22 protein-coding genes are annotated in these 22,441 nt (G+C 33.8%); 18 read left to right on the plus strand and 4 right to left on the minus strand.

The window, feature by feature from the left end; all coding sequences use genetic code 11:
* The first annotated feature begins 286 nt into the window (after nucleotides 1–286).
* The 10 genes from ACKF5P_RS03790 (at nucleotide 287) to ACKF5P_RS03835 (ending at nucleotide 10,298) form a co-directional block, all read left to right on the plus strand.
* Nucleotides 287–472: a hypothetical protein gene (locus ACKF5P_RS03790; protein ID WP_408956159.1), complete on the plus strand. Its 186-nt coding sequence runs from the start codon at nucleotides 287–289 to the stop codon at nucleotides 470–472.
* Nucleotides 473–620: 148 nt separating this feature from the next.
* Nucleotides 621–1,352 (plus strand): hypothetical protein, encoded by a 732-nt coding sequence (locus ACKF5P_RS03795; RefSeq protein WP_408956160.1) that lies wholly within the window; start codon nucleotides 621–623, stop codon nucleotides 1,350–1,352.
* Nucleotides 1,353–1,671: 319 nt separating this feature from the next.
* On the plus strand, nucleotides 1,672–2,274 hold the full coding sequence (locus tag ACKF5P_RS03800; protein ID WP_408956161.1) for a nitroreductase family protein: 603 nt from the start codon (nucleotides 1,672–1,674) through the stop codon (nucleotides 2,272–2,274).
* Nucleotides 2,275–2,308: 34 nt separating this feature from the next.
* Nucleotides 2,309–2,851: a hypothetical protein gene (locus ACKF5P_RS03805; protein ID WP_408956162.1), complete on the plus strand. Its 543-nt coding sequence runs from the start codon at nucleotides 2,309–2,311 to the stop codon at nucleotides 2,849–2,851.
* A gap of 275 nt (nucleotides 2,852–3,126) precedes the next feature.
* Nucleotides 3,127–4,452: a hypothetical protein gene (locus ACKF5P_RS03810; RefSeq protein WP_408956163.1), complete on the plus strand. Its 1,326-nt coding sequence runs from the start codon at nucleotides 3,127–3,129 to the stop codon at nucleotides 4,450–4,452.
* 66 nt (nucleotides 4,453–4,518) lie between these two features.
* Complete coding sequence (locus tag ACKF5P_RS03815; RefSeq protein WP_408956164.1) at nucleotides 4,519–5,655, plus strand: flagellar assembly protein T N-terminal domain-containing protein; 1,137 nt, start codon at nucleotides 4,519–4,521, stop codon at nucleotides 5,653–5,655.
* A 121-nt stretch (nucleotides 5,656–5,776) separates the two neighbouring features.
* The gene (locus ACKF5P_RS03820) at nucleotides 5,777–6,679 is read left to right on the plus strand and encodes a hypothetical protein (RefSeq protein WP_408956165.1); all 903 of its coding nucleotides are present in this window, start codon (nucleotides 5,777–5,779) and stop codon (nucleotides 6,677–6,679) included.
* Between the two features lie 107 nt (nucleotides 6,680–6,786).
* Entirely contained in the window at nucleotides 6,787–7,887 is a 1,101-nt protein-coding gene (locus ACKF5P_RS03825) for a hypothetical protein (RefSeq protein WP_408956166.1), read from the plus strand.
* 263 nt (nucleotides 7,888–8,150) lie between these two features.
* Nucleotides 8,151–8,867, plus strand: a complete 717-nt coding sequence (locus ACKF5P_RS03830) for a hypothetical protein (RefSeq protein ID WP_408956167.1) — start codon at nucleotides 8,151–8,153, stop codon at nucleotides 8,865–8,867.
* Nucleotides 8,868–9,395: 528 nt separating this feature from the next.
* Nucleotides 9,396–10,298 carry a 1,4-dihydroxy-2-naphthoate polyprenyltransferase gene (locus ACKF5P_RS03835; protein ID WP_408956168.1) on the plus strand — a complete coding sequence of 301 codons (903 nt, stop codon included), beginning with the start codon at nucleotides 9,396–9,398 and terminating at the stop codon, nucleotides 10,296–10,298.
* A gap of 208 nt (nucleotides 10,299–10,506) precedes the next feature.
* On the opposite strand, the gene ACKF5P_RS03840 is transcribed toward ACKF5P_RS03835, so the two are convergent.
* The 3 genes from ACKF5P_RS03840 to ACKF5P_RS03850 are packed head-to-tail and all read right to left on the minus strand — an operon-like array spanning nucleotide 10,507 to nucleotide 11,845.
* Nucleotides 10,507–10,716 carry a DUF3006 domain-containing protein gene (locus tag ACKF5P_RS03840; protein ID WP_408956169.1) on the minus strand — a complete coding sequence of 70 codons (210 nt, stop codon included), beginning with the start codon at nucleotides 10,714–10,716 and terminating at the stop codon, nucleotides 10,507–10,509.
* 14 nt (nucleotides 10,717–10,730) lie between these two features.
* A complete protein-coding gene (locus ACKF5P_RS03845) occupies nucleotides 10,731–11,378 on the minus strand; it encodes a helix-hairpin-helix domain-containing protein (protein WP_408956170.1) in 648 nt (215 codons plus the stop codon).
* The gene (locus ACKF5P_RS03850; RefSeq protein ID WP_408956171.1) at nucleotides 11,375–11,845 is read right to left on the minus strand and encodes an MBL fold metallo-hydrolase; all 471 of its coding nucleotides are present in this window, start codon (nucleotides 11,843–11,845) and stop codon (nucleotides 11,375–11,377) included. The genes ACKF5P_RS03845 and ACKF5P_RS03850 overlap by 4 nt, the downstream gene beginning before the upstream one ends.
* Before the next feature lie 257 nt (nucleotides 11,846–12,102).
* Between ACKF5P_RS03850 and ACKF5P_RS03855 the strand changes: the two genes are divergently transcribed.
* The 7 genes from ACKF5P_RS03855 (at nucleotide 12,103) to ACKF5P_RS03885 (ending at nucleotide 20,454) form a co-directional block, all read left to right on the plus strand.
* A complete protein-coding gene (locus tag ACKF5P_RS03855; RefSeq protein ID WP_408956172.1) occupies nucleotides 12,103–12,882 on the plus strand; it encodes a YdcF family protein in 780 nt (259 codons plus the stop codon).
* Nucleotides 12,883–12,980: 98 nt separating this feature from the next.
* Nucleotides 12,981–15,047, plus strand: a complete 2,067-nt coding sequence (locus ACKF5P_RS03860; RefSeq protein ID WP_408956173.1) for a thioredoxin domain-containing protein — start codon at nucleotides 12,981–12,983, stop codon at nucleotides 15,045–15,047.
* A gap of 177 nt (nucleotides 15,048–15,224) precedes the next feature.
* Nucleotides 15,225–15,887 (plus strand): protein-L-isoaspartate(D-aspartate) O-methyltransferase, encoded by a 663-nt coding sequence (locus tag ACKF5P_RS03865; protein ID WP_408956174.1) that lies wholly within the window; start codon nucleotides 15,225–15,227, stop codon nucleotides 15,885–15,887.
* A gap of 100 nt (nucleotides 15,888–15,987) precedes the next feature.
* Complete coding sequence (locus ACKF5P_RS03870; RefSeq protein WP_408956175.1) at nucleotides 15,988–16,572, plus strand: DNA-3-methyladenine glycosylase; 585 nt, start codon at nucleotides 15,988–15,990, stop codon at nucleotides 16,570–16,572.
* A 106-nt stretch (nucleotides 16,573–16,678) separates the two neighbouring features.
* On the plus strand, nucleotides 16,679–17,164 hold the full coding sequence (locus ACKF5P_RS03875) for an Lrp/AsnC family transcriptional regulator (protein ID WP_408956176.1): 486 nt from the start codon (nucleotides 16,679–16,681) through the stop codon (nucleotides 17,162–17,164).
* The gene (locus ACKF5P_RS03880; RefSeq protein ID WP_408956177.1) at nucleotides 17,161–18,324 is read left to right on the plus strand and encodes an aminotransferase class I/II-fold pyridoxal phosphate-dependent enzyme; all 1,164 of its coding nucleotides are present in this window, start codon (nucleotides 17,161–17,163) and stop codon (nucleotides 18,322–18,324) included. The genes ACKF5P_RS03875 and ACKF5P_RS03880 overlap by 4 nt, the downstream gene beginning before the upstream one ends.
* A 255-nt stretch (nucleotides 18,325–18,579) precedes the next feature.
* Complete coding sequence (locus ACKF5P_RS03885; protein ID WP_408956178.1) at nucleotides 18,580–20,454, plus strand: methyl-accepting chemotaxis protein; 1,875 nt, start codon at nucleotides 18,580–18,582, stop codon at nucleotides 20,452–20,454.
* A 344-nt stretch (nucleotides 20,455–20,798) separates the two neighbouring features.
* Here the strand turns inward: ACKF5P_RS03885 and ACKF5P_RS03890 are convergent, their stop codons facing one another.
* A complete protein-coding gene (locus tag ACKF5P_RS03890) occupies nucleotides 20,799–21,647 on the minus strand; it encodes a DegV family protein (protein ID WP_408956179.1) in 849 nt (282 codons plus the stop codon).
* Between the two features lie 222 nt (nucleotides 21,648–21,869).
* Between ACKF5P_RS03890 and ACKF5P_RS03895 the strand changes: the two genes are divergently transcribed.
* Nucleotides 21,870–22,415 carry a manganese efflux pump MntP family protein gene (locus tag ACKF5P_RS03895; protein ID WP_408956180.1) on the plus strand — a complete coding sequence of 182 codons (546 nt, stop codon included), beginning with the start codon at nucleotides 21,870–21,872 and terminating at the stop codon, nucleotides 22,413–22,415.
* Nucleotides 22,416–22,441: the final 26 nt, after the last annotated feature.

Raw genomic sequence — 22,441 nt, forward strand, 5'->3', positions numbered from 1 at the left:
ATATCTTCTAATTATCCCCTCCTTCAGAATTAGAAATATCATTGTGATTAACATAATTCCTCCTCTCTCTTTTTACTAATTATCACACCAACATAAGTTTCGAACCAGGATAATGGTAAAATCAGTATTAATTGTTGAAGTGTTTTGTTCTTTGAGGTTTTAAAATTTTGAAGGATTTGTGAAGGAAATTAATGAACTTATGTAGAAATTTATGTTAGGAAGTAAAAAGATTTAAAAAAACACAAGTTATTTATAATAATTAATCTAGAATATGGAGGCATATAAATTGAACTGTAGTAATTGTAGTAAGGAATTAAAAGCAGGAGAATTTATTAGAAGACGAGTAGTATATGGAGAAGTTATGGCTAGTAATGAACATTTTTGTAGGGAATGTAATGATAACTTAAGAGATGTAGTCGAATTACATGGCTGTGCACATTGTAGTAAACTTGCAGGAAAAAATAAACATTAATATTTATTTTCATCTATCCTTTATCCTTTCCTTAAATTTGGCCCTAGTTTTATTTTAGGATAGCTTAAGATTTACTTTATCCAATTGTTATATAGTCACTTATGAATGTACAACTAAAGCTATTCACAAAACAAAAGGAGGCAATAAAATGTTTAAGAAAATTGAAATCAAAACCGCATTAGATTTTGGTTGGAATGTTTTAAAGAATAATTATATTTATTTTATTGGATTATTGATAGCTTATTGGTTTTTAATTGGTCTACAAATGGTATCATACGAACAATTAATCAGTAGGTTATTGTGGGGAGAGAGTGTTGGGGGTTATAGTTTCTTATTACTGTTAGCACTTTTATTACAGTTTGCAATTTTTGTAATGATAATTAAGGTTGGTCTTTATTACTTAGAAAAAGATGATACTAATTCAGTAACCTTTGATCAGGATATTAAAATAAGTAAACTATTTGTTTCTTCTAAAAGTTTTCTCAAGATTTCTTTACATTATGTTGTTGCTTCTATTTTGTTTTATCTGATTGTATTTCAAGGATTATTACTTTTAGTTGTACCTGGAATTTATTTTGCGATTAAGTTTATCTTTTATATGTTTTATGTGATTGATAAGGAAGAATCTGCGATTAAGGCTTTAGAAGAGAGTTATTATGCTACTGCAAAGAAAGAGATCAGTATTTTGTTTACTATTTTTTTATTATCTTCTTTAGTAATGTCTTGTTTTTTAGCTTACTTTATTCTGATCTTAATCTTCTCGGAAGGATTAGCGGTTATTTTATTTATAATAGCACTAAGTATTGTTATTCCACTTAATCTATTGGCTTTGAGTTATATTTATAAAAATAATCTGTCAGTTGAAGCTGGAAATAATTAGTTTGAGTCTTTATTTATTCTTTCAAAGATCCTTAGGATTCCATTGAGATTTGGAATTTTAGGGATCTTTTGTTTAAAAAGCAACAAAAAATTAAAAATTAGAGGAGAAGTAAAAGAGGATATAGAAATTTAATTGTGGCATTTGTGGGAAAATGAGGTTAGAAGAGGATAGTAAAACTTATAATAGGTGTAACTTAGGTTTAATAGTGATAAACTATGGGTTAAACGGGGCTGCATAAAAATCTAAATATCTGATAAGTAGTATGATAATAAGCTTTGATTTATCTGAGCATATTATATTATAGAAAGGATGTGGAGTAATGAAGGTTAAAGAAGCTATTGAACAAAGAAGGAGTATTAGAAACTTTAAACCGGATCAAGTCAGTCAAGAGGATATTAAAAAGGTATTAGAAGCGGGGAGGTTGGCCCCATCAGGGACTAATCTTCAACCCTGGAGATTTATCATAATAGAATCAGAGGAGATGCGAAAGAAATTAAAGAGTTATACATTGAACTTTGTGGCTGAAGCTCCGGCAGTAATAGTTTGTTGTGCTAAGCTGGATGCTAATCAATATAGCCAAAGACGGATTGTAGAGTTACACAAGGCTGGGGCTTTTAAAGGAACAGAATTAGAGAAGATGGATTTTTCTAATTATAAAGGTAGGCAAAAGGATGAAGAGGAGGTGAAGGCTTACTTACGTTTAAACGCTGCAATTGCTATTGAAAATATGGCTTTACAGGCTACTGAATTGGGTTTAGGAAGCTGTTGGGTAATGATGTTTAATCAACAAAAGGTGAAACAACTTTTAGAGCTAGATGATAGCTTAGAGATTGTATCTTTATTACCGCTTGGGTATCCTCAGGAAGAAAGAAGTCAGAGACCTAGATTAGAGTTGGATCAATTAATAGTTGATTGGGTCTAAGATATCAATAAAAATTAGAGAAAGGGGAGTTAAAATGAAACGAGAAGGATTAATTGTTATGTTAGTTGTATCAACCTTGGTTTTATTCAGTTCACCGGCGGCAGCATTAGGAGAATTATTAGAGGAATTAAATCCGTGGGATGAGACCAGAGTGGGATTGGTTGAAGGTTACCTAGGAGCTAGTAATAATCAATTAGACTCTGTTGAAGAATCTGTTCCGGGTACATTTGGAGGAGTCAGAAGATGGGTATTAGAGGATTTTGCCCTAGGTGGTGAGGCCGAATATTTAACTCGAGATGGGTTAACAAGAGATGATAGTAGTGAGATAGATAAACTTTCTGTTTTTGGAGCTGCAGGGACTGCTACCATTATGATCGAAGAGAGTATCAATCTGATTGGCTCAGTTGGCTATTATTCCAAGGGTGAAAAATCAGATATTGGTTATAAAGCTGGATTAGAAGCCAAGCTGCTCGGTAGTGATCTAAGCTTGGTAGGTCGAGGTAGTTATAGATTCTTAGAGCTTGATAATGATTATAGTGGCCTTGAAATTGGAGGGAACTTGATGCTTGAATTTTAGTTAGATTAGTTGGTTTAGTTATTTAAAAATATGCTAATTAAATAAAACCTCTTGGAGTTTAGTAATTTTAAGAGGTTTTTGTATTTTCATTCAAAGATAACTCCTAGGAATAGATTTTAATGAGCTGTTTGAAGGGAATGTTTTAAAGTTTATTGTCGTTTTATGTATTTTAAGTAAAAATATAAAATTAAAGTTAAATTAATAAAGGGCTTTAAGGAGTTCTATTGAAATATGTACTTAGATAAAATTTACATATTTCTAGGAGGGGTTTAATAATGAATCAAGAAGGAAGAAAGGAATTTTTAGAGGATCATTTTTGGAGTGGGAGGTATAGTTTAATTACTATTTTATTAGCTATGCTGATTGTATCTGTTATCTCTACTCCAGGATTTGCAGGAGATGGTGTTGCAGTCTTGGAGTTTGGAGGAGAAGTAGATAGTCAATATCAGCAAGCAGCAGCTAATTATTTAACTCAGATTTTGATCGATTTAGATCGAGCGGATGTTATTTCGAGAATTGAGATTGATCGTATTTTAGATGAACAGAGTTTTCAAATGTCCGGTTTTGTAGATGGTGATACAGCAGGAGAGGCTGGGAATGTATTAGGAGTCGATCGAATCTTTGTAGGAAATGTTGATCGGTTGACTACTAGTCGTTCTGATGGAGATTTTGATGGTGAAGCCAGGGTTACTGTTCAATTGATTGAGGTAGAGACTGGAACTGTATTACAGTCTTTTCAAAGTGAAGGGAGTTCTTATTCAGAAGGAAATAGGACTGAAGCCAGAAATGAGGCTTTAGAGTCAGCAATTAGTGATTTAAGAAATCCAATTCGTGAGGCGTTTGCAATTACTTCTTTTGTGACTAATGTAAGTGGAGATAATGTAGATCTGCTTGGTGGAGAAGAGATGGGAATTCGAGCTGGTCATCGTTATTATATCATGCGTCAAGATGAAGCAGGTTTTGGTAACAAGATAGGAATGATCGAGATAGAACAGGTAACTGCTGATGATTCACGGGCCAAGGTATTGTGGCAAGAAGAGCCGATTAAGGAGTATGATACGGTTGAGGAGGTTCCATATGATCGTCAAACAATGACAGCAATCGGTTTTAGTGCTAGAAATTATTCAGTGGATGGCACATCTGAAATGATACCTACATTTGAATTTAGAGGGGTTATGGAGCGTGCTTTTGAATCTGAACAATCTGTAACTTTCTCTGCTGGTTATGATGGTGATCTAACTATGCTAGGTGTAGGTGCAGAGGGGGTTTATGAGAAAGCTCTAACACCAGGAGAACTTTATCTAGTAGGTACTGCTGGAGCTGGTTTTTCTATTGCTTGGCAATCGCATGATAATGATCATTGGAGAAATAGTGGAACAGCTTCAGGTTCAGGTTTTTATGGCAATCTAGGAACAGGAATAAAGTATTATTCTGACTATGATAAAGGTTTTAGAATCAGAGCAGGTCTACAGGGACAATTAGGTACAGAGATTGATAGTTGGGAGGATACTGATTCGGGTAATAGCATTGATGAGGTTGAACATTCTAAAATTGGTTTGAGTGGAATAGGTTTTAATATTATTGCTACTATACCTATTTAATTGAGAGAGTTGATCTCTAAAGGATAAATCTTAGCTTCTAGTTATAGGAAAGAAGAGGTGAGTTTAGTGCAGATTAATAAAAGAGTTTTTTTATTAGTTTTGATTACAATTTTGTTACTCTCTTCAGCAATAGTTTCTGCTCAAGATGGTAACTATGTAGAGGTAGAAGGAAGAGCCAATATCAATCGTGGTAATTTAGTTCAGGCTAGAGATATGGCGACTACTGATGCTTTTCGCAATGCAGTAGAAAAAGGAGTCGGTGTCTTTATAGATAGTCAGACTAAAACTAGTAATTACGAATTGATTGAAGATTCTATTTTCAGTCGAGCTCAAGGTTATGTGGCTGATTATGAGATTTTAGATACTTGGAATCAAGATGGGATCTTTTATGTAAGAATAAGAGCTTTGGTACAAGAAGAACTTTTAGAAGATGACTTAGATGCTTTAGATCTGGTTATCCACCGGGCAGGAGATCCAAGGGTTATGGTAATTATTCCTTCGGAAGAATATATTAGAAGAAGATGGAGTAGTGCTAGAAGAATTTCAACTCCTGCGGCAGAGCGAGAGATTACTCGCCAGCTATTAGATGCTGGGTTTAGATTGATTGATCAAAATCGGATAGATCAAGCTCGAAATAGTGAAGGAGTACGACGGGCATTAGCTGGTGATGCAGATGCTTTTCGTGAGTTGAGAGCAGAGTATGATGCTGATCTGTTGGTGATTGGGGAGGCGACTAGTCAATTTGTAGAAGAAAGAGAAGGTTTTTATTCCTATCGAGCTACATTGAGTACTGAGGTTGTTGAGACTGATACAGCTGAGTTAGTTGCCTCACATGGTGTCAGTGAGAGTGGGATTGATATCACAGAGACTGCTGCTGCTAAAGATTCATTGGCCAGTGCTGGGGCCAAGATGGGGAAGTACTTATTGGATGTAGTTCCTGAGGCTATCTCAGATGGTGAGCGAAGTATTCAACTAACTATTAGTGGGATTAGTTTTTCAGATGTTGATGATTTTGAATCTGAATTAAAGGAGATGAGTTTTGTTGATGCTGTCTATTTAAGAGATTTTTCAGGAGGTTCAGCCAGATTTGATCTAAATACTAGCATTCTGCCTATGCAGCTGTCTAGAGAAATTGAAAATGAAAGTGAGCTTTCACTTGAGGTGACTGGAGTTTCTGGTAGTCAGATTAATTTAAGTAAGTAGTAACTGCAATTTACAATTTAATAAAATTTAAAATCAAGGGTGTTTAAAGGTTTTTAATTGTCTATTGTACATTTTGTCAATTGTTCATTGTGAAGCTTTTAATTGAAGGGAGTTAATGATAATGAATTTAAGAAAAGCGATTTATATACCTGTATTAATTCTTTCTTTATTATTACTGATCAATCTTGATGTAGTAGCTTTTGGTGTTGAAGAAGAGACTGCTGAAGTTGATTGGGAGAGAGGGGTTGTTGTAGTTCAAGGTCAAGGTGTGGCTGCTGAAGATCATATTGGGGGCCAAGCTAAGCTGATGGCTCAGCGAGCTGCCAGAGCTGATGCTTATCGAAATGCTGCCGAGTTTATTGATGGGGTTAGGGTTAACAGTCACACTACCATGGAAGATATGATAGCAACATCTGATCGTGTGGAGACCCAAGTACGTGGTTTTATAGAAGGTGCTTTATTTGTTGATTCTGAATATGATCCAGATATGAAGATCAGTACAGTAACAATGGAGTTACCGTTAGATGGTAGAGAAGGTTTGGCTTATTACTTAGAGGATGATGCTCGAGAAGATTCACAAGATAGAATTGATGATGTTGAAGAACATCTTGATCAGCCAAGGCATGAAGATCCTCCTGGGGAGGAAATAGAAGAAGAGGTGGAACGGGGGATTGAATATACATCGGTAGTTATAGATGCTCGTGGCTTTGATGTAGCAACTGCCTTATATCCTCAAATCTTTGACAGCCAAGGTTATAGTCTTTACGGGCCAACAGAAGTAAGTGCTGACAATCCAGACAATGTATCTTCTTTAGTTGCTTATTCTCGAAGTGAAGAGGAAATTATGGGGATTGATAGAGTGGGAGACAATCCATTGATAATTGAAGCAACTAGTGTAATAAATCGTTCTGGTGAGGCACCAACCGATTTAATCTTAGATTCTGATAATGCTAGATTGTTTAGAGATTTAGATAAGGAACATGGGGTTGTTGAGCGAAGAGCGGTTGTCTTTATTATTGACTAGTAATAGAAGAGAATAGATTAGAATTTAGTGCTTTGGTTGTACTCGTTTGAATTTAATTGTGCATCGTGAATTGTTAATCGTAAATTGATAGAAGGAGGAGTTAAGAGATGAAAAAGCAGATTATCTTTTGTTTGGTATTTTTATTAGTTTTTAACATTACAGCACCTGTATTGGCTAGTAATTTTAATCCATCAGCAGAAAGTAATTTTCAAGTTGGAGCAGATGATGATAATGGTAGTTCTGACTCTGATACGGCTATTAAGGTTGGAGGTGCATTACTGGTAGTCGGTGGTCTTTTTTATTTTGGAAGACGGTATTATAGACGATCTAAGGCAGGTGACTTATATGATGAAGCTCAAGCCTATGCTAGCAGAGGAGAGTGGGGTCAAGCTGTAGAGGCTTACGAAGGAGCTTTAGAGTATGTAGATGATTATGAAGATGCTAAAGCACGTTTAGAAGAAGCTAGAGCTAAAGCGGAGATAATGTATGTTGAATTAGGAGATGAAGCTAAAGAAGCAGAACGATTCGAAGAAGCTCGAAGGTACTATCAGTTAGCTTTAAGATACCACCCTACTGCTTTTAGAGCTCAAAACAGATTAGATGAAATAGAACAGAATTTAGTAGCAGTTCATTATCGGAGAGGACATAGCTTTGAAGTGCAAGGTGATTGGGAAGAAGCTTATCTTGAGTATCAACAAGCTTATAATGTAAATCCTAACTATCAGGATTTAGCAGACCGTTATCATCGAGCTCAATCTCAAGTTGAGGGGGATATAACTTCAAGAGCTTTGATTTTTGTACTTAATCGAACCGGACAATCTGGTTTAGAAAGGACATTTATCAATGCTTTACAGTCTCGCTTAGAAGCTAAAATTACTGATGAATTCTATATGATCGATCGTAAAACTATCCAACAGATAATGGATGAGCAAGGTCAGGCCTTAAGTGATAATCGAGATAGAAACCTTGGCTTAGATATAGCCAATCTGGTAGGTGCTCAAGAGATAATCATGGGCCAACTTATCAATCTTGATGCTGACTCTAATCAGGTCACTCTAGAATTTGAATTGGAGATTATAGATGTTGAAGACAATAGTGTTTTGGAAAAAATTGAGTATGAATATGAATTTGCTGAAGGAATAGGGGCAAATGAGATAACTCGCTATATGGATCGATTAGCTGAGGAGTTAGTAGAGGAAGAATTTTAGTCAAGTCGGAAGAATTGAATATTTAAGGATTAGTTAATAAGCTTTCACTTAATATTAGGTGGGAGTTTTTTTCTATATTTTGGTATTTTTTATGATTTATTTTGTTTATAATATTTTTTTCTTTTGCAGTCTATGATATACTTAACCTAATAATGTTGAGCACTTTATATTATTTAATGGTGCTACTAAGTAAATTCTAGAGAACTTAAAATGATAACTATTAATAATCAGGAAAAATTATTATAAAATCATGAGGTGATAAGATGAGTAAGGAAAGGATATTAAGAGCTATTAGTGAACTGGAAGGTCTAGATGTTAGCTTAGAAGAGGCAATTAATAATCCTGATTTAATTGAAACTAAGAGATTATTAGCTGAAGTTAATAAGATACATAAAAGGGTAATGATAGAAAATGATTTAGAAAATCTTGAAAAGATAATGGCTAGAGATGAACTTAAAAGTAGGGTGATAATTGACTATGTTAAAGATGAGTTTGATGGGATAGTATTTATAGGGCGTAAGGATGTGCCTGTTGGCCCAAGGAGGAGTGATCAAGATTTAGCTTGTTGGTTTTTTAGAGGTTTTTGTACTTATCAAGAGTTTAATAAGAAATTTTTTGAAGCTTATCAGAAGTTTGTAGATAAGTATCAAGCTCTTAATTTCTGGGGAGAAGAAGAGTATGATTTATATCTGGAAGTAGTTGGAGGGGTGTTGGGGGATAAGTTATTGATTGATTATACTACCCGAAAATATTGGGATCAAAGAAGGGTTTTAGTTAACTCATTTGGTTTCGGTAGTACTGGAGAGATAATTTCTGGTAGTAAGATTAGGCGCACTAATTACCAAAAGTTTCAAGATGATTTAGAGAGGATTAAGGAACAAGGAGGGCCAACAACTTGGGAAGAAGCTAAAAAGTTAAAGATTGAGCAAAATTTTAATAGTATCTGGCTTGGTGAGTTTAATCAGTTTTATCAGGAGTAAATCAAGGGTTTTTGGAAGAATATTTTTAGATAATCTTATCAGTTGGAGGTTATGATAGGCAGGGAGAGGATGGCTATCTTGAAAAAATGGAATAATATTAATTGGTTAATTTGGGTATAGCTATTTTTAAGTAAAGTTTTATTACAATAATGTAGCACTTTTGTGCCACATAGCGAAAGGTTTTTATTACGGAGAGTTCTTGGAATTTTAGAACTCGTAGGGTCAGCTATCAGCCCTCAGCTATCAGCTAAAAACAAAACCATAAAATCAAATTCAAAACAAGCTTTAAGCTTTTGATTTTAAGGGGTTAAGTGATTTTAGATTTTAGCTTTGAAGATTTTGAACTGGCTCACGACTGAAGGCTGATAGCTGATAGCTCAGTGGCACTGAAAGTGCCACTTAATATCAATTAAGTAGAGATTCATGACTCTTTTCGACCAGAGAGTGATAGAGTGGGTTTCATTTTTGGTGAAGGTGCTTTTTTGTACTGAAGGAGCTCAAAAGATAAAAGTTTATGGAGGTTACGTTATGGAAATTAATCAACAGGTGGATGATGTAACTAAAGTTCAAGCTTGGATTATGGCGGCAAGAGTACCGACATTACCAGCAGCAATAGTTCCAGTACTTGTAGGTACAGCTGCTGCTATGAGGTATGGTTATTTAAATTTATCAGCAACTATAGTAGCATTGCTAGTAACATTATTAATTCAAATCGGAACAAATTTAACTAATGATTTATATGACTTTAAAAAAGGTACTGATACTGAAGAACGTCTTGGGCCGATAAGGGTAACGCAGGCGGGCCTTCTTTCAATTAAAGAGGTTACTATTGGAATTTGGATTAGTTTTGGATTGGCCCTTTTAGCTAGTTTCTATCTGATTCAGATTGGTGGTTGGCCAATCTTTGTGATCAGTATATTAAGTATAATATCAGGTGTTCTCTATACTGCTGGTCCATGGCCATTAGGCTATCATGGATTGGGAGATCTCTTTGTTTTTATCTTTTTTGGATTAGTAGCAGTGATGGGCACTTTTTATCTCCATACTGGTAGTATTAATTTATTTTCTTTTTATGTTTCCTTGCCAGTTGCCTTTTTGGTAACAGATATTATAGTTGTAAATAATCTACGGGATATTAAGACCGATCGCAAAGCAAATAAAAAGACTTTGGCTGTACGCTTAGGTCGACAAAAGACTTGTATTCAATTTGTTTTCTTTGTTGTAGGAGCTTATCTGATTCCAATCTTATTTTGGGTTAATGGAATACTGACTACTAACTTTTTTTGGTTTCCATTTTTGACCCTGCCATTGGGTGGACGTCTGACTAAAGAGGTTTTTCAAGAGACTGGGAGAGCACTTAACTTGACCTTGAAAGGTACTGGTAAATTACATTTAATCTTTGGATTACTTTTTGCTATCAGTCTATTGTAGATTAAAAAGGATGGTTTTTATAGTAACTTTTTTTGTTGAGCAGACCAGTGGAGCTTCTGCTCTTAAAAGAGCCCTAAGAACAATAATCGCTTTTTTTAGTAGCAGTCTGATCAAGGTTGGGCTGCAGTTAATAATGATCAGTTGGTATCTTTACCTTGTTTTGCATTAGAAAATAAGATCCAACAATTCAAGAGTTTATTAGTTACTCTTATTTATTTTTGAGTCTATCAATCAAATCACCAATTTCTCTTTCTTTATCTGTAGTAGTTTCTTGATCGATCTGTAAAGAAAATTTCAACCAAGTACCTGGTGTAGTTTCAGCGGGTAAAAGTTTTTGAGGTAGATCAACCTTAATCTCTTCTTCACCAACCAATAAGATAGCATAATCACCTTCTAAGCGGTCAACAACTGCTTTCAAATTAATCACCTCTCTTAAATAGTAATTTCATCTTTCATTTCTTCAAATCTAATTTCAGCGATGCCGGAAATATTTTTTATCTCCTTAATATTCTTAAAAGCTCCATAAGTAGTTCGATATTCAATAATTTTTCTAGCAACAACTGGGCCAACCCCGGTTATTTCTTGTAATTTTTGATGATTAGCAGTATTAACATTAATCTTTCTCGAGCTAGTATTTTGGTTCAAATCAGTAGTGGAGGTATGGGAAATCGAATAATTAACTCCATCAGTAATCATTAAAATATCACCGTGTTGATCAGTTCTATAAATATCGACTCCATTTTGCTCTAGTCTGTTAAGTACAACCTGACTTGGATGGCCATATCTGTTATCTGCACCAACCTGGATGATTGCTACTTCAGGGTTGACTTCCTTTAAAAAATCATTAGTGGTTGAAGTGTTAGAGCCGTGGTGGCCAACCTTTAAGACTGTACTGGCTAGGTTATTATGATTGTTAATCATTTCAGATTCAGCGTCTTTTTCAGCATCTCCAGTTAGCATTAAACTTACATCTTGATAGCCTAATCTTCCTACAATGGAAGCATTATTTAGATCTTTTATAGTTTGTTCAGTTGGAGATAGGATTTCAAAGATAACATCAGAAGTTAATTTTCTAATCATTCCATTATGACCGACAGTAAAAGGGATGTTTTTTTGTCTATGACTGTTAGATAATCTTTAAAAGTCTTAGTTGTATGTATTACTTTTGGATCAATAACTTCTCCAACAGAAAATGTTTCGATAACTTTTATCAAACCGCCAATATGATCAGCATGGGGGTGAGTACCAATTACAATATCCAAATGTTCAACATCTAATTGTTGAAGATAACTAACAACTCTAGAACCAGCTTCTCTAGTACCACCGTCGATCAACATTATTTTATTATTGGTCTCTATCAAAATGGAATCCCCTTGACCAACATCAATAAAATGGACTATTATTTCAGATTTTAGATTAGTGTTAGTATTATTGATCTGTCGAGTTGGATTATAAGCTGAAATTGATCCGATATTATTAAAGCTAATGATAAAAGTTAGTAATAAGATTAAAATTAGTAAAAATAGCTTTTTTCGTTGGTTGAACATAACTGAATCCTCCTGAATGGATTTATTACTTTAAATTATTATTAATACTTCACAAGAAGATGGAATAACAATGGAACAATCGTATTTTGTTGATATAATATCCTCAAGTAAAAAGCAATTAAAAGGCTGGAAATTAAGCATATGAATATTATATCAAAGAAGTAAAATAGTATCTACTCTATCATTTAAAAACTGGAAAATAATTCAGGGATACTTAATTTTAATAACTTCATTATATTAAGAAGAAGGGAGTAGAGATGGGATTTTTTATAGTTAAGTTTCTATCAAGTTTGTTGTTGCCACCGGGGTTATTTATCTTATTATTATTAATTTCACTCTTGTTTTTACATCTTAAAAAAAAGCAATACTCTTTAACTTTAAAGAGTAAAATAGTTCTACCTTTAATTGGCTTATTAATTTTAATCTATACTTTAAGTTCTTATTGGGGAGAAACTTTCTTAGTTAGGCCATTAGAAAATAGGTTCTCTCTTATTGCCGAAGAAGATTTGTTTGAGAGAGAGGATTCTATCATAGTTGTCTTAGGAGGTGGTGTAGTAAGAGGAACGCCACAGGGAGAAGAGCTTGGAAAGACTACCTTATCTAGATTATATGGTGGATGGCAGTTACATCAAAAAACAGGTTTTGATTTGGTTGTCAGTGGTGGAGTTCCGCCAGGAGTTGATGGTTTATCAGAAGCAGAGATAATGAGGGATGTCTTAGTTGATTGGGGTGTTGCTGATGGGCAGATAATAACTGAAGAACAATCATTAAACACTTGGATGAATGCGGCTAATACTACTGCTTTGCTCGGGGAGGAATATAAAAGGATTATTCTTGTTACTAGTGCAACACATATGACCCGTTCGATCTATTCTTTTCAAGAGCATTGGACAGCAGATTTAGTAGCAGCTCCTGTAGATTATACCTTTGATACTGAGATTAATTTACTTAGATTTCTTCCCAACCGCTTTGCACTAGATAAGTCATTACGGGCCTTACATGAATGGCTAGGTTTGTTGTGGTATTATTTCAAGTAAGGTGAATTTTAAAAGGGTAATGTAGATATACTAAAATTATATATAGATATTTTAGTTTGAAGTTAAGCTATATATCAAACTAATTAAGGAGGATAATAATGACAACTTCAACCGAGCAGAAAGCAAACCATTTAATAGATGAAAAAAGTCCGTATTTGTTACAACATGCCTATAATCCAGTGGATTGGTATCCTTGGACTGAGGAGGCTTTTGCTAAGGCTGCTAGAGAAGATAAGCCGATCTTTTTATCGATTGGCTACTCTACTTGCCATTGGTGTCATGTAATGGAAGAGGAGTCATTTGAAGATAAGCAGGTAGCTGAATTTTTGAATCAACATTTCGTTTCAATCAAGGTGGATCGAGAAGAGCGACCGGATGTAGATAATATCTATATGAAGGTCTGCCAAACTTTGACTGGCAGAGGGGGGTGGCCTTTGACAGTAATAATGACACCTGAAAAAGAACCTTTCTTTGCGGGGACTTATTTTACTAAAGAGTCACGGATGGGCCGACCGGGGTTGTTAGAGATTTTACGAGGTATTCAATCGGCTTGGCAGGAAAAGCGTTCTGTTTTATTACAGTCTAGTAGTGAGATAATGGAAGCAATTAAAAAGAAAGAGAGAGTTAATTCGCAAACTGAATTTTCAAGAGAGGAACTGGAGGGTTTACTTGAACGTGCTTATCAAGGCTTTAAGGCTACTTTTGATAAAGAGTACGGTGGCTTTGGTTCGGCACCTAAGTTTCCGTTGGCCCATAACCTATTATTCTTAATGAGGTATTGGAAAGCAACTGCTAACCAAGAGGCATTAGATTTAGTCACTGAAACTTTAGATAGTATGTATGCAGGTGGAATTTATGATCACTTAGGTTATGGTTTTGCTAGATACTCTACTGATAGGAAATGGTTAGTGCCTCATTTTGAAAAGATGTTATATGATAATGCTCTGTTAGCAATTGCTTACTTAGAAGCTTATCAGATTACTGATGATGATACTTATGCTCAAATTGCCGGAGAGATTCTAACCTATATTAGCCGAGATATGACCTCTACAACCGGAGGTTTTTATTCAGCAGAAGATGCTGATTCTGAAGGAGTAGAGGGTAAGTTTTATCTCTGGACTCCAGCAGAAGTCAAAGAGATATTAGGTGAAGAGGAGGGTAAGGAGTTTTGTCAATATTATGATATTACTGTGGAGGGAAATTTTGAAGGGAAGAGTATCCCTAATTTAATTGAACAAGGTGTCAATAAAGATGAAGCAGATGACAAATTTAAGAAGGCTAGAGAAAAATTATTTGCAGCTCGTGAAGAAAGAATACACCCTGATAAAGATGATAAGATCTTGACCGGTTGGAATGGGTTGATGATTGCCGCTATGGCTTTAGGAGCTAGAGTATTAGATGAAGGAAGGTATCAACATTTAGCTCAGCAGGCTAGCGATTTTATCTGGGATAATCTCTATCAAGATAGATTATTAGCTAGATATCGAGCAGGAGAGGCAGCTTATTTAGCTTATGTTGATGATTATGCTTTCTTAATTTGGGGATTGCTTGAATTATATCAGACAACTTTCAATCCTGAATATTTAAAGAGAGCTTTATTATTGAATGATGAATTACTAGAATATTTTTGGGATGATGATGCAGGAGGACTTTACTTTTATGGTGAAGACGGAGAGGAATTAATCACTCGTCCTAAAGAGGTATATGATGGAGCGATGCCATCAGGTAATTCAGTGGCAACATTAAACTTTCTCAAATTAGCTAAATTAACTGGAAATAATGATTTAGAAGAGAAGGTAGAAGAGCAGATTCGATATTTTGGGAGCCAAATCAATAAGAATCCAACTGCTTATTCTTACTTTTTATCATCAATTCTTTCTATTCAAGTAGATAATAGAGAGATTGTAATCGTTGCTGATGTTAATCAACAGCAAGAAGAAACAGAAGATATGTTAAATTTTTTAAGGGCCAGCTTTAATCCATTTACTACACAGGTTGTCAAAGGCAAAGAGAATCAAGATCAATTGTTGGAATTGATTCCTTTTCTAACTAATTATCAGACTGTTGAGGGACGAACAACTGCTTATATCTGTCAAGATTTCACCTGTCAAGCACCGATTACTGATGTAGAAGAGTTTAAAAAACAGTTGCTAGAAAAAATCTAAGGGTGGGCTTTTCATCAGGAAGGGTTCGGAGAATCCGAGGGGATCATAATGAACAATAGCTAGTGTAGAATTAATAATTGAAGGTTTAAAATTCAATTACTTTATAGGTGTTTTTTTAATGTTTTTATTTGTATGATATTAACTATCAATTATACATTGAACTGCTGGGGGGATAAAATGTTATTCTCTGTTGATGAAAATAAGAAGAGAAAGAGAATGATCAGAGAACAACTTGAACGGCGAGGAATTGAGCAACAAGCAGTATTAGAGAGTATGAGAGAGGTTCCTCGCCATCTATTTGTGCCTGATAAATTAAAAAATAAAGCTTATCATGATTGTCCATTGCCAATTAAAAAGGGCCAAACGATCAGTCAGCCTTATATCGTAGCCTTGATGATCGAAGCATTAAAACTAGAAGAGAATGATCGGGTTTTAGAGATTGGTACTGGTTCGGGATATGCTGCTGCTGTCTTGGCCCAGATTGTAGAAGAGGTTTATACAATTGAACGCCATCAATCCTTAGCGGAGTTGGCCCGGGAGCGATTTGAAATATTGGGTTATGATAACTTACAAGTTAAAGTTAGTGATGGAACGGAAGGTTGGCAGGAGTTTGCTCCTTATGATGGAATAGTAGTAGCTGCGGGAGCACCGGTGCTTCCTGAACCTTTAGCTGAGCAATTGGAGATAGGTGGTAAATTAGTAATTCCTGTTGGAGATAGGGATTTACAGGAGCTACTGGTGCTAACCAAAGAGTCAGATGGAGAATTAAATAAGGAACGGATAGCTAGAGTTAGATTTGTTCCATTAATTGGGGAAGAGGGTTGGGTGGCTGAAGATTGAGAGGTAAAGCATAGCAAATTTGTAGTAATGCTCAAAATGAAAGGTATCTTATATTAGTATCACTGATAGGTGGGCTTATTAAAGAAAAGGAGCGATTACAGTGAAGTTAGGGGTTGATTTTTATAGTCAAGATGCAGTTACTTTGGCTCAAAAGTTGTTAGGGAAACTATTAGTAAGAAAGATAGATGGTGAAGAGATAGTAACTAAGATTGTTGAGACTGAGGCCTATGTTGGCCCGGAAGATAAAGCGTGTCATGCTTATAATAATAAGCGAACTGATAGAACAAAGATAATGTTTGCTCAGGGTGGATATAGTTACGTTTATTTGATCTATGGTCTCCATCATTGTTTCAATGTAGTATCTGGAAAGAAAGGCAAGCCAGAAGCTGTTTTGATTAGGGCGGTAGAGCCAGTCAAGGGTTTAAGAGTAATTAAGAAGAATCGCCAGATAAAAAGTAAGCGAATAGAAGATTTAACAAATGGTCCAGGGAAGCTTTGTCAAGCCCTTGCGATAGATAAGAATTTAAATGGATATAATTTGAGTACAGGGGTTGAACTTTATATTCGCGATAGACAGCAAGAATATGATTTATTAACAACTCCGAGAGTAAATATAGGTTATGCGGAGGAGTATAAAGGTGAATTATGGCGCTTTTGTATTAAAGGAAACACTTTTCTTTCATAAATTTGAAGAATTAATTGATTATTTGGGAATGATAATGTAAAATATTTAATAATTAAGCTGATTATTGATTTAAACTAGTAATGAGGATAAGTGAGGAGGAGAGGAAATGAGAAGTGATATACTAAGATTATTAGAAAAAAGCGGTAAATTATCACCTGAAGAAATTGCTGTTAGACTTGATTTAGATGTGGAGAAGGTAGAAGAGGTGATCAAGCAGTTAGAAGAGGAGCAAGTTATAGTTAAGTATTGTGCTTTAGTTGATTGGGATAAAACAGATCGAGAGATCGTTACTGCATTAATTGATGTTAAAGTTACTCCAGAAAGAGGACTTGGTTTTGATGCAGTAGCTAAAAGAATTTATAAGTTTCCAGAAGTTAGTTCTGTATTCTTAATGTCAGGGGGATATGATCTGTCAGTTAAGGTAGAAGAACGAACAATGAAGGAAGTTGCTTTATTTGTAGCTGAAAAATTAGCTACGATTGATCAAATTCAAAGTACAGCTACTCATTTTATGTTAAAAACTTATAAAAAGGATGGAGTAGTTTTTAAAAAGGAAAACCAAGATGCTGAGCGGTTGGTGATCTCACCGTGAATTGGGAAAATGTAATATCGTCTCGTGTTCATCAAGTTCCCTCATCAGGAATTAGAAAGTTCTTTGATTTAGTCTCTGAAGTGGATGATGTTGTTTCTTTAGGTGTAGGAGAGCCAGACTTTGTAACCCCATGGCATATTAGAGAAGCTTCTTTTTATTCCCTTGAACAAGGAGATACAATGTATACTTCTAATTATGGATTATTGGAGTTGCGAACAGAAATTGCTAAAAATATTGAAACAAACTATAATGTTAGCTATGATCCGCAAGGAGAAGTTTTAGTGACTGTTGGAGTTAGTGAGGCTTTAGATTTAGCTTTAAGAGCTTTAGTTGAAGAAGGGGATGAAGTTATTCTGCCTGAGCCATGTTATGTATCTTATAAGCCTTCGACTATTTTAGCTGGAGGAAGAGCAGTTAAAGTTCAAACTGATCGTCAAAATGAATTTAAACTGACTGCTCAAAATTTAGAGCGGGTAATAAGTGAGCAAAGTAAGATATTAATTCTTTGTTATCCAAATAATCCTACTGGAGCAATAATGGAGCGAGATGAGTTATTAGAAATTGCTCAAGTTGTCAAGGAGCATGACCTGATTGTTTTGGCTGATGAAATTTATGCTGAACTTACTTATGGAAAAGAACATACAAGTTTTGCTAGTTTGCCTGGAATGAAAGAAAGAACTATTTTGTTTAATGGATTTTCTAAGGCATATGCTATGACTGGTTGGAGAATAGGTTATGCTACGGCTCCTGAACCGATTATTCAAGCGATGATGAAGATTCATCAATATACTATGTTATGTGCTCCAATTATTAGCCAAAAGGCTGCTTTAGAAGCGTTAAAAAATGGAAGAAAAGAGCTTGATAAGATGGCAGACTCTTATAACCAAAGAAGACGGGTGATTACTAAAGGATTAAATGATGTTGGTTTAGATTGTTTTGAACCAGAGGGGGCCTTTTATGCTTTTCCATCAATTGAAAGAACCGGGCTTAGTTCCGAAGAATTTGCTGAAAGATTATTACAGGAAGAAGGTGTTGTAGTAATTCCTGGTGAAGTTTTTGGAAAGTCTGGAGAAGGCTTTATTCGATGTTCATATGCTTCATCAATGGAAGATATTTGTGAAGCTTTGACCAGAATAGAAAGATTTATTAAGAAGATATAATAAAAAGTGAGCAGTTAACTGCTCACTTTTTATTATAAAGAGTAGTTTAAGCTTACTTTAATTAATAGAGGAGATGATGGATATAAAGTTGTAAAACAGCTTATGATTTACAAAAAAATACTTTAATTCAAAAAATAAGCAGGAGATGAGTTTTAGTTTGTATAATCTTATGATAGGTACCGATTATATTGTCAAATACATAAAGAACTGTTAATCTAGTTTTATTAAATTATAATTGATAGAGGAGAAGATAAAATGAAATTAAAATCTATTCAATCAAAATTATTGACTGTTTTATTAATAGCTTTATTAATAATTTTTTCTATAACAATAGGGATAATAATAAACTCTACAAAAGATATGTCTGTTCAAAAAGCAACAAATTTATCAATGGCTGAATCTAGAGAATATGCAAAAATTATTGAAAATGAATTAGAAGAAGGATTTAGTATTTTAAGAGTATTAGCAAATACTAAAAATAATATAGAAGAAGTTGTAGCAGATGAAAATTTAATGAAAGATATTTTAGATAATAATCATTTGAATAATATCTGGATAAGTTTAAAAGATAACAGCATACATAAAAGATATCATATAGAAAATAATAGATTAATAGAAGAAGAAATCATTTATGAATATATAACTGATAATACATTTAACTCTGAAAAAATATTAGAACCATATAAAAATCTTCAAAATATATATGTAACCTCTTTAGTTGTGCCTATCAAAGATAATAATAGAGTGATTGGAAATATAGGGTTAGCTATAAATTTTAATCAACTTCAAAAGATAATTGATAGTTTTGAGATTTTTGAAACTGGTTTTGGAAGGTTACTTTCAAATGAAGGGATTGTAGTAGCCCATCCTAATGAAGATAGACGTTGGGATATATCAGGTGATTTTAGAGGAGAAAAAGAAGATGTATATAGAGAAGTTGTAAAAGAAGGAAAACATTTTTATGATGATGCTTTTTCAGTTGCTTTAGATGACAATGTATTTAAAAGTTTTTCTCCAGTTAGTTTAGGGAACACTAAGACCCCTTGGAGTTTTGGTGTAGTTGTTCCTCATGAAGAAATGTTTGCAGAAGTGACTTCTCTTAGTAGCAGAATAATTATTATAAGTATACTTTCATTTTTATTATTAAGTTTAATAATTTTAATTACAACTAAACCAATTGTTGATAAGATAAAAAAAATAAAAGATTATGCTTTAATTATAGCAAAAGGTGATTTTAGTCTTAAGATTGAAGATGATTTAATTAAACGAGAAGATGAATTAGGTGAGTTAGCATCTTCTTTTGAAAGAATTAAGGAGAATCTAAGTAGTATCATAAAAAACATCTTAGATATAACAAATAGTCTATCTGCTCAAAGTCAAGAACTATCAGCATCAGCTCAGGAGGGTAATGCAGCCATTGAAACTACCAACGGTTTAATTCAAAATATGTCAGCAGGTATTAAAGAAATTTCAGCTAGTGCTCAAGAAGTAGCTAGTTTTTCTGAACAAGCTAACTTACACACTGACAAAGGTAGTGAGTATATAGAAACTACGGTAAATAGCATTAAACAAATAAATCAAACAGTTAATGAAACTGTGGAAGTAATTAATGAATTAGATCAGACATCAGAAGAAATAGGAGAAATAGTAGAACTAATTACTAATATATCGGAGCAGACTAACCTTTTAGCTTTAAATGCAGCTATAGAATCAGCTAGAGCAGGAGAGCATGGGCAAGGGTTTGCAGTTGTAGCAGAAGAAATAAGAGGTTTAGCAGGTGAGACTTCTGAGGCAACTGAAAAAATTGCTAAGCTTGTTAGCAATACTCAAGAACAATCTAAAAAAGGTATTAAAAAGGTCAAGGAAGTTGAAGACAAAGCTAAAGAAGGTCAAAGGGTAGCAAAGAAAAGTGGCCAGATATTTACTGAAATTAAAAATGAGGTAAAGGAGACATCACTTCAAATAGAACAAACTGCTAATGGCACTAATGAAATAGCTCAAGATAGTAATGAAGTACTAAATGCAACAGAAGATATAAGCAGTATGTCTAATGAAATTAATAAATCATCACAAGGATTAGCAGAAATAGCACAAGAATTAGAAATTTTAATAGATCAATTTGAGGTATAAGTCTTACGTACAAGTAGTAAGAAAGCTGCACAACAAAGAATCATTTTTAAACATTCTAGAGGGCCAAAATAAGAGCCCTCTATTTTTATTTTAATTTTATAAATTGCTGTACTTAAGATCATTTTATAAGAAAAATAAATAAAAAATGCGACCAACTTCCTTTTTTGATATAATAGCTTCGACAAAAAATAATCAAAAGAAAAGAAATCAGTCACATTAAGATTATATTAAAGACTCAAAATGCTATCTACTTTATCATTGAAAAATTTAGTAATTATTATCGTAAACTTTTCACTAAGAAGTCTTTAAGGTGTTATTTTGATTTTTAATTTTACTATTATTAGTTAATCTAATTTAGTGATAGTGACTCCAATTAAACCAGGACCAGTATGTACAACCATAACCGGGCTGATCTGTCCTGTGAATGTCTCCTTGACATTTTCTAATTTTTTAAACTTATTTAATAAAACTTCAGATTCCTGAGCAGCGTTACCATGCATCACATCTACTTTACAAGGGCCAGTTGCAATTCTTTTTTTGGCAATTTGATATAATTTTTTAAGAGATTTTTTGCGACCTCTGCTCTTTTTATAAGTATAGTACTCACCTGTTTCATTGATAGAGATGATTGGTTTAATATTTAAAAGGCTACCGATTGTTCCTTGAACTTTACCTATTCGGCCACCTTTTTTTAAGTATTTTAATGTCTTAAGAACGAAGAAGACGTCTATATTATCAATTTTAGCTTTAACCTTATTAACTAAAGTAGTGAAGTCTATTCCGGATTCAAGTAATTCAGTAGCATAAAGAACAAGTCTTCCTAGACCCATCGATAGAGCTTTAGAATCGATGACTTCTACAGTTAACCCGGTAATTTGCTCACTAATCATTTTAGCCATATTATAAGTGCCACTTAATCCGCTGGAGATATGAATTGCAAGCACATGGGTAATCCCCTTGTTTTTAAGGGCCAATAGCTTGTCTTTTAATTCTTGGGGAGAAGGAGTAGAAGTAGTAGGAATTTCTCTGTCTAATTGCTCATAAATTTCTTGTGGTTTAATTTCAACTCTATCTTTGTACTGTTGTTGTGAATAATTAATTTTTAGTGGTAAAAACTCAATCTTTTTATCTTGAATTAAGCCGAATGGAAGATCAGATGTGCTATCAGTTAAGATTGCTATATTTTCATTCATTAAATTGCACCTCTCTTTTATGTAATATTGTCTATCAACCAATTATACCATAATTTATGATCAATTTACAATAATAAATTAATTATTCTGTAATTTAGTTATATAAATTGAATATGATTTTTGATAATATGATTAACCTGACTAATTAAGCTAAGTTCTTTTAACTTCGAAAGATTTAAGCGGAAAATTAAATGCAATATATATGGATAGGAGTGATTTAAAGTGATAAAAACAATAATAATAGCACTCGTATTGTCATTAGATGCTTTTGGAGTTGCTTTAGCGTTAGAGTATGGTAATCGATTACAATTTAAAGAGAAACTATTGTTAATTTTTTCTTTTGGATTCTTTCAATTCTTATGTATCTTATTAGGAGCAATGTTAGGTGGATATATCAATAATAACTTATTTGTTATTACTGATTACTTAGCTGGAAGCATCATCTTGTTATTAGGCTTATATCTTATAAAGGAAGGGTACCAAAAAGAATCTGAAGCTGAATATAAAGCTCTTAACTTTTTTACTATTATGATATTAGGTATTACAGTTAGTATTGATGCTCTAGGGGTTGGTTTTTCAATCTTACATAATCTATCTTTATCAATTGTTTTTAGCAATGCATTAATAATTGGATTTACAACCTTTATAGTAACCTTATTTGCTATAATTATAGCAAATAAGGTTAGGAGTTTTGTTTTAATAGAGAGGTATGTAGACTTCTTTGCTGGGTTAATTTTGATTGTTTTAGGTTTATTAATCATAATTTAATTTCCCTTTTTAAAATTAAAAAGGGA

This window comes from Natroniella sp. ANB-PHB2 (assembly GCF_046097105.1).
Lineage (GTDB): Bacteria > Bacillota > Halanaerobiia > Halobacteroidales > Halobacteroidaceae > Natroniella.

What these genes read in the sequence shown, in the direction of transcription:
- ACKF5P_RS03795 (WP_408956160.1), top strand. Translation starts at nt 621, where the DNA reads ATGTTTAAGAAAATTGAAATCAAAACCGCATTAGATTTTGGTTGGAAT.
- ACKF5P_RS03800 (WP_408956161.1), top strand. Translation starts at nt 1,672, where the DNA reads ATGAAGGTTAAAGAAGCTATTGAACAAAGAAGGAGTATTAGAAACTTT.
- ACKF5P_RS03805 (WP_408956162.1), top strand. Translation starts at nt 2,309, where the DNA reads ATGAAACGAGAAGGATTAATTGTTATGTTAGTTGTATCAACCTTGGTT.
- ACKF5P_RS03810 (WP_408956163.1), top strand. Translation starts at nt 3,127, where the DNA reads ATGAATCAAGAAGGAAGAAAGGAATTTTTAGAGGATCATTTTTGGAGT.
- ACKF5P_RS03820 (WP_408956165.1), top strand. Translation starts at nt 5,777, where the DNA reads ATGAATTTAAGAAAAGCGATTTATATACCTGTATTAATTCTTTCTTTA.
- ACKF5P_RS03825 (WP_408956166.1), top strand. Translation starts at nt 6,787, where the DNA reads ATGAAAAAGCAGATTATCTTTTGTTTGGTATTTTTATTAGTTTTTAAC.
- ACKF5P_RS03830 (WP_408956167.1), top strand. Translation starts at nt 8,151, where the DNA reads ATGAGTAAGGAAAGGATATTAAGAGCTATTAGTGAACTGGAAGGTCTA.
- ACKF5P_RS03835 (WP_408956168.1), top strand. Translation starts at nt 9,396, where the DNA reads ATGGAAATTAATCAACAGGTGGATGATGTAACTAAAGTTCAAGCTTGG.
- ACKF5P_RS03845 (WP_408956170.1), bottom strand. Translation starts at nt 11,378, where the DNA reads ATGATTAGAAAATTAACTTCTGATGTTATCTTTGAAATCCTATCTCCA.
- ACKF5P_RS03850 (WP_408956171.1), bottom strand. Translation starts at nt 11,845, where the DNA reads ATGTTCAACCAACGAAAAAAGCTATTTTTACTAATTTTAATCTTATTA.
- ACKF5P_RS03855 (WP_408956172.1), top strand. Translation starts at nt 12,103, where the DNA reads ATGGGATTTTTTATAGTTAAGTTTCTATCAAGTTTGTTGTTGCCACCG.
- ACKF5P_RS03860 (WP_408956173.1), top strand. Translation starts at nt 12,981, where the DNA reads ATGACAACTTCAACCGAGCAGAAAGCAAACCATTTAATAGATGAAAAA.
- ACKF5P_RS03865 (WP_408956174.1), top strand. Translation starts at nt 15,225, where the DNA reads ATGTTATTCTCTGTTGATGAAAATAAGAAGAGAAAGAGAATGATCAGA.
- ACKF5P_RS03875 (WP_408956176.1), top strand. Translation starts at nt 16,679, where the DNA reads ATGAGAAGTGATATACTAAGATTATTAGAAAAAAGCGGTAAATTATCA.
- ACKF5P_RS03885 (WP_408956178.1), top strand. Translation starts at nt 18,580, where the DNA reads ATGAAATTAAAATCTATTCAATCAAAATTATTGACTGTTTTATTAATA.
- ACKF5P_RS03890 (WP_408956179.1), bottom strand. Translation starts at nt 21,647, where the DNA reads ATGAATGAAAATATAGCAATCTTAACTGATAGCACATCTGATCTTCCA.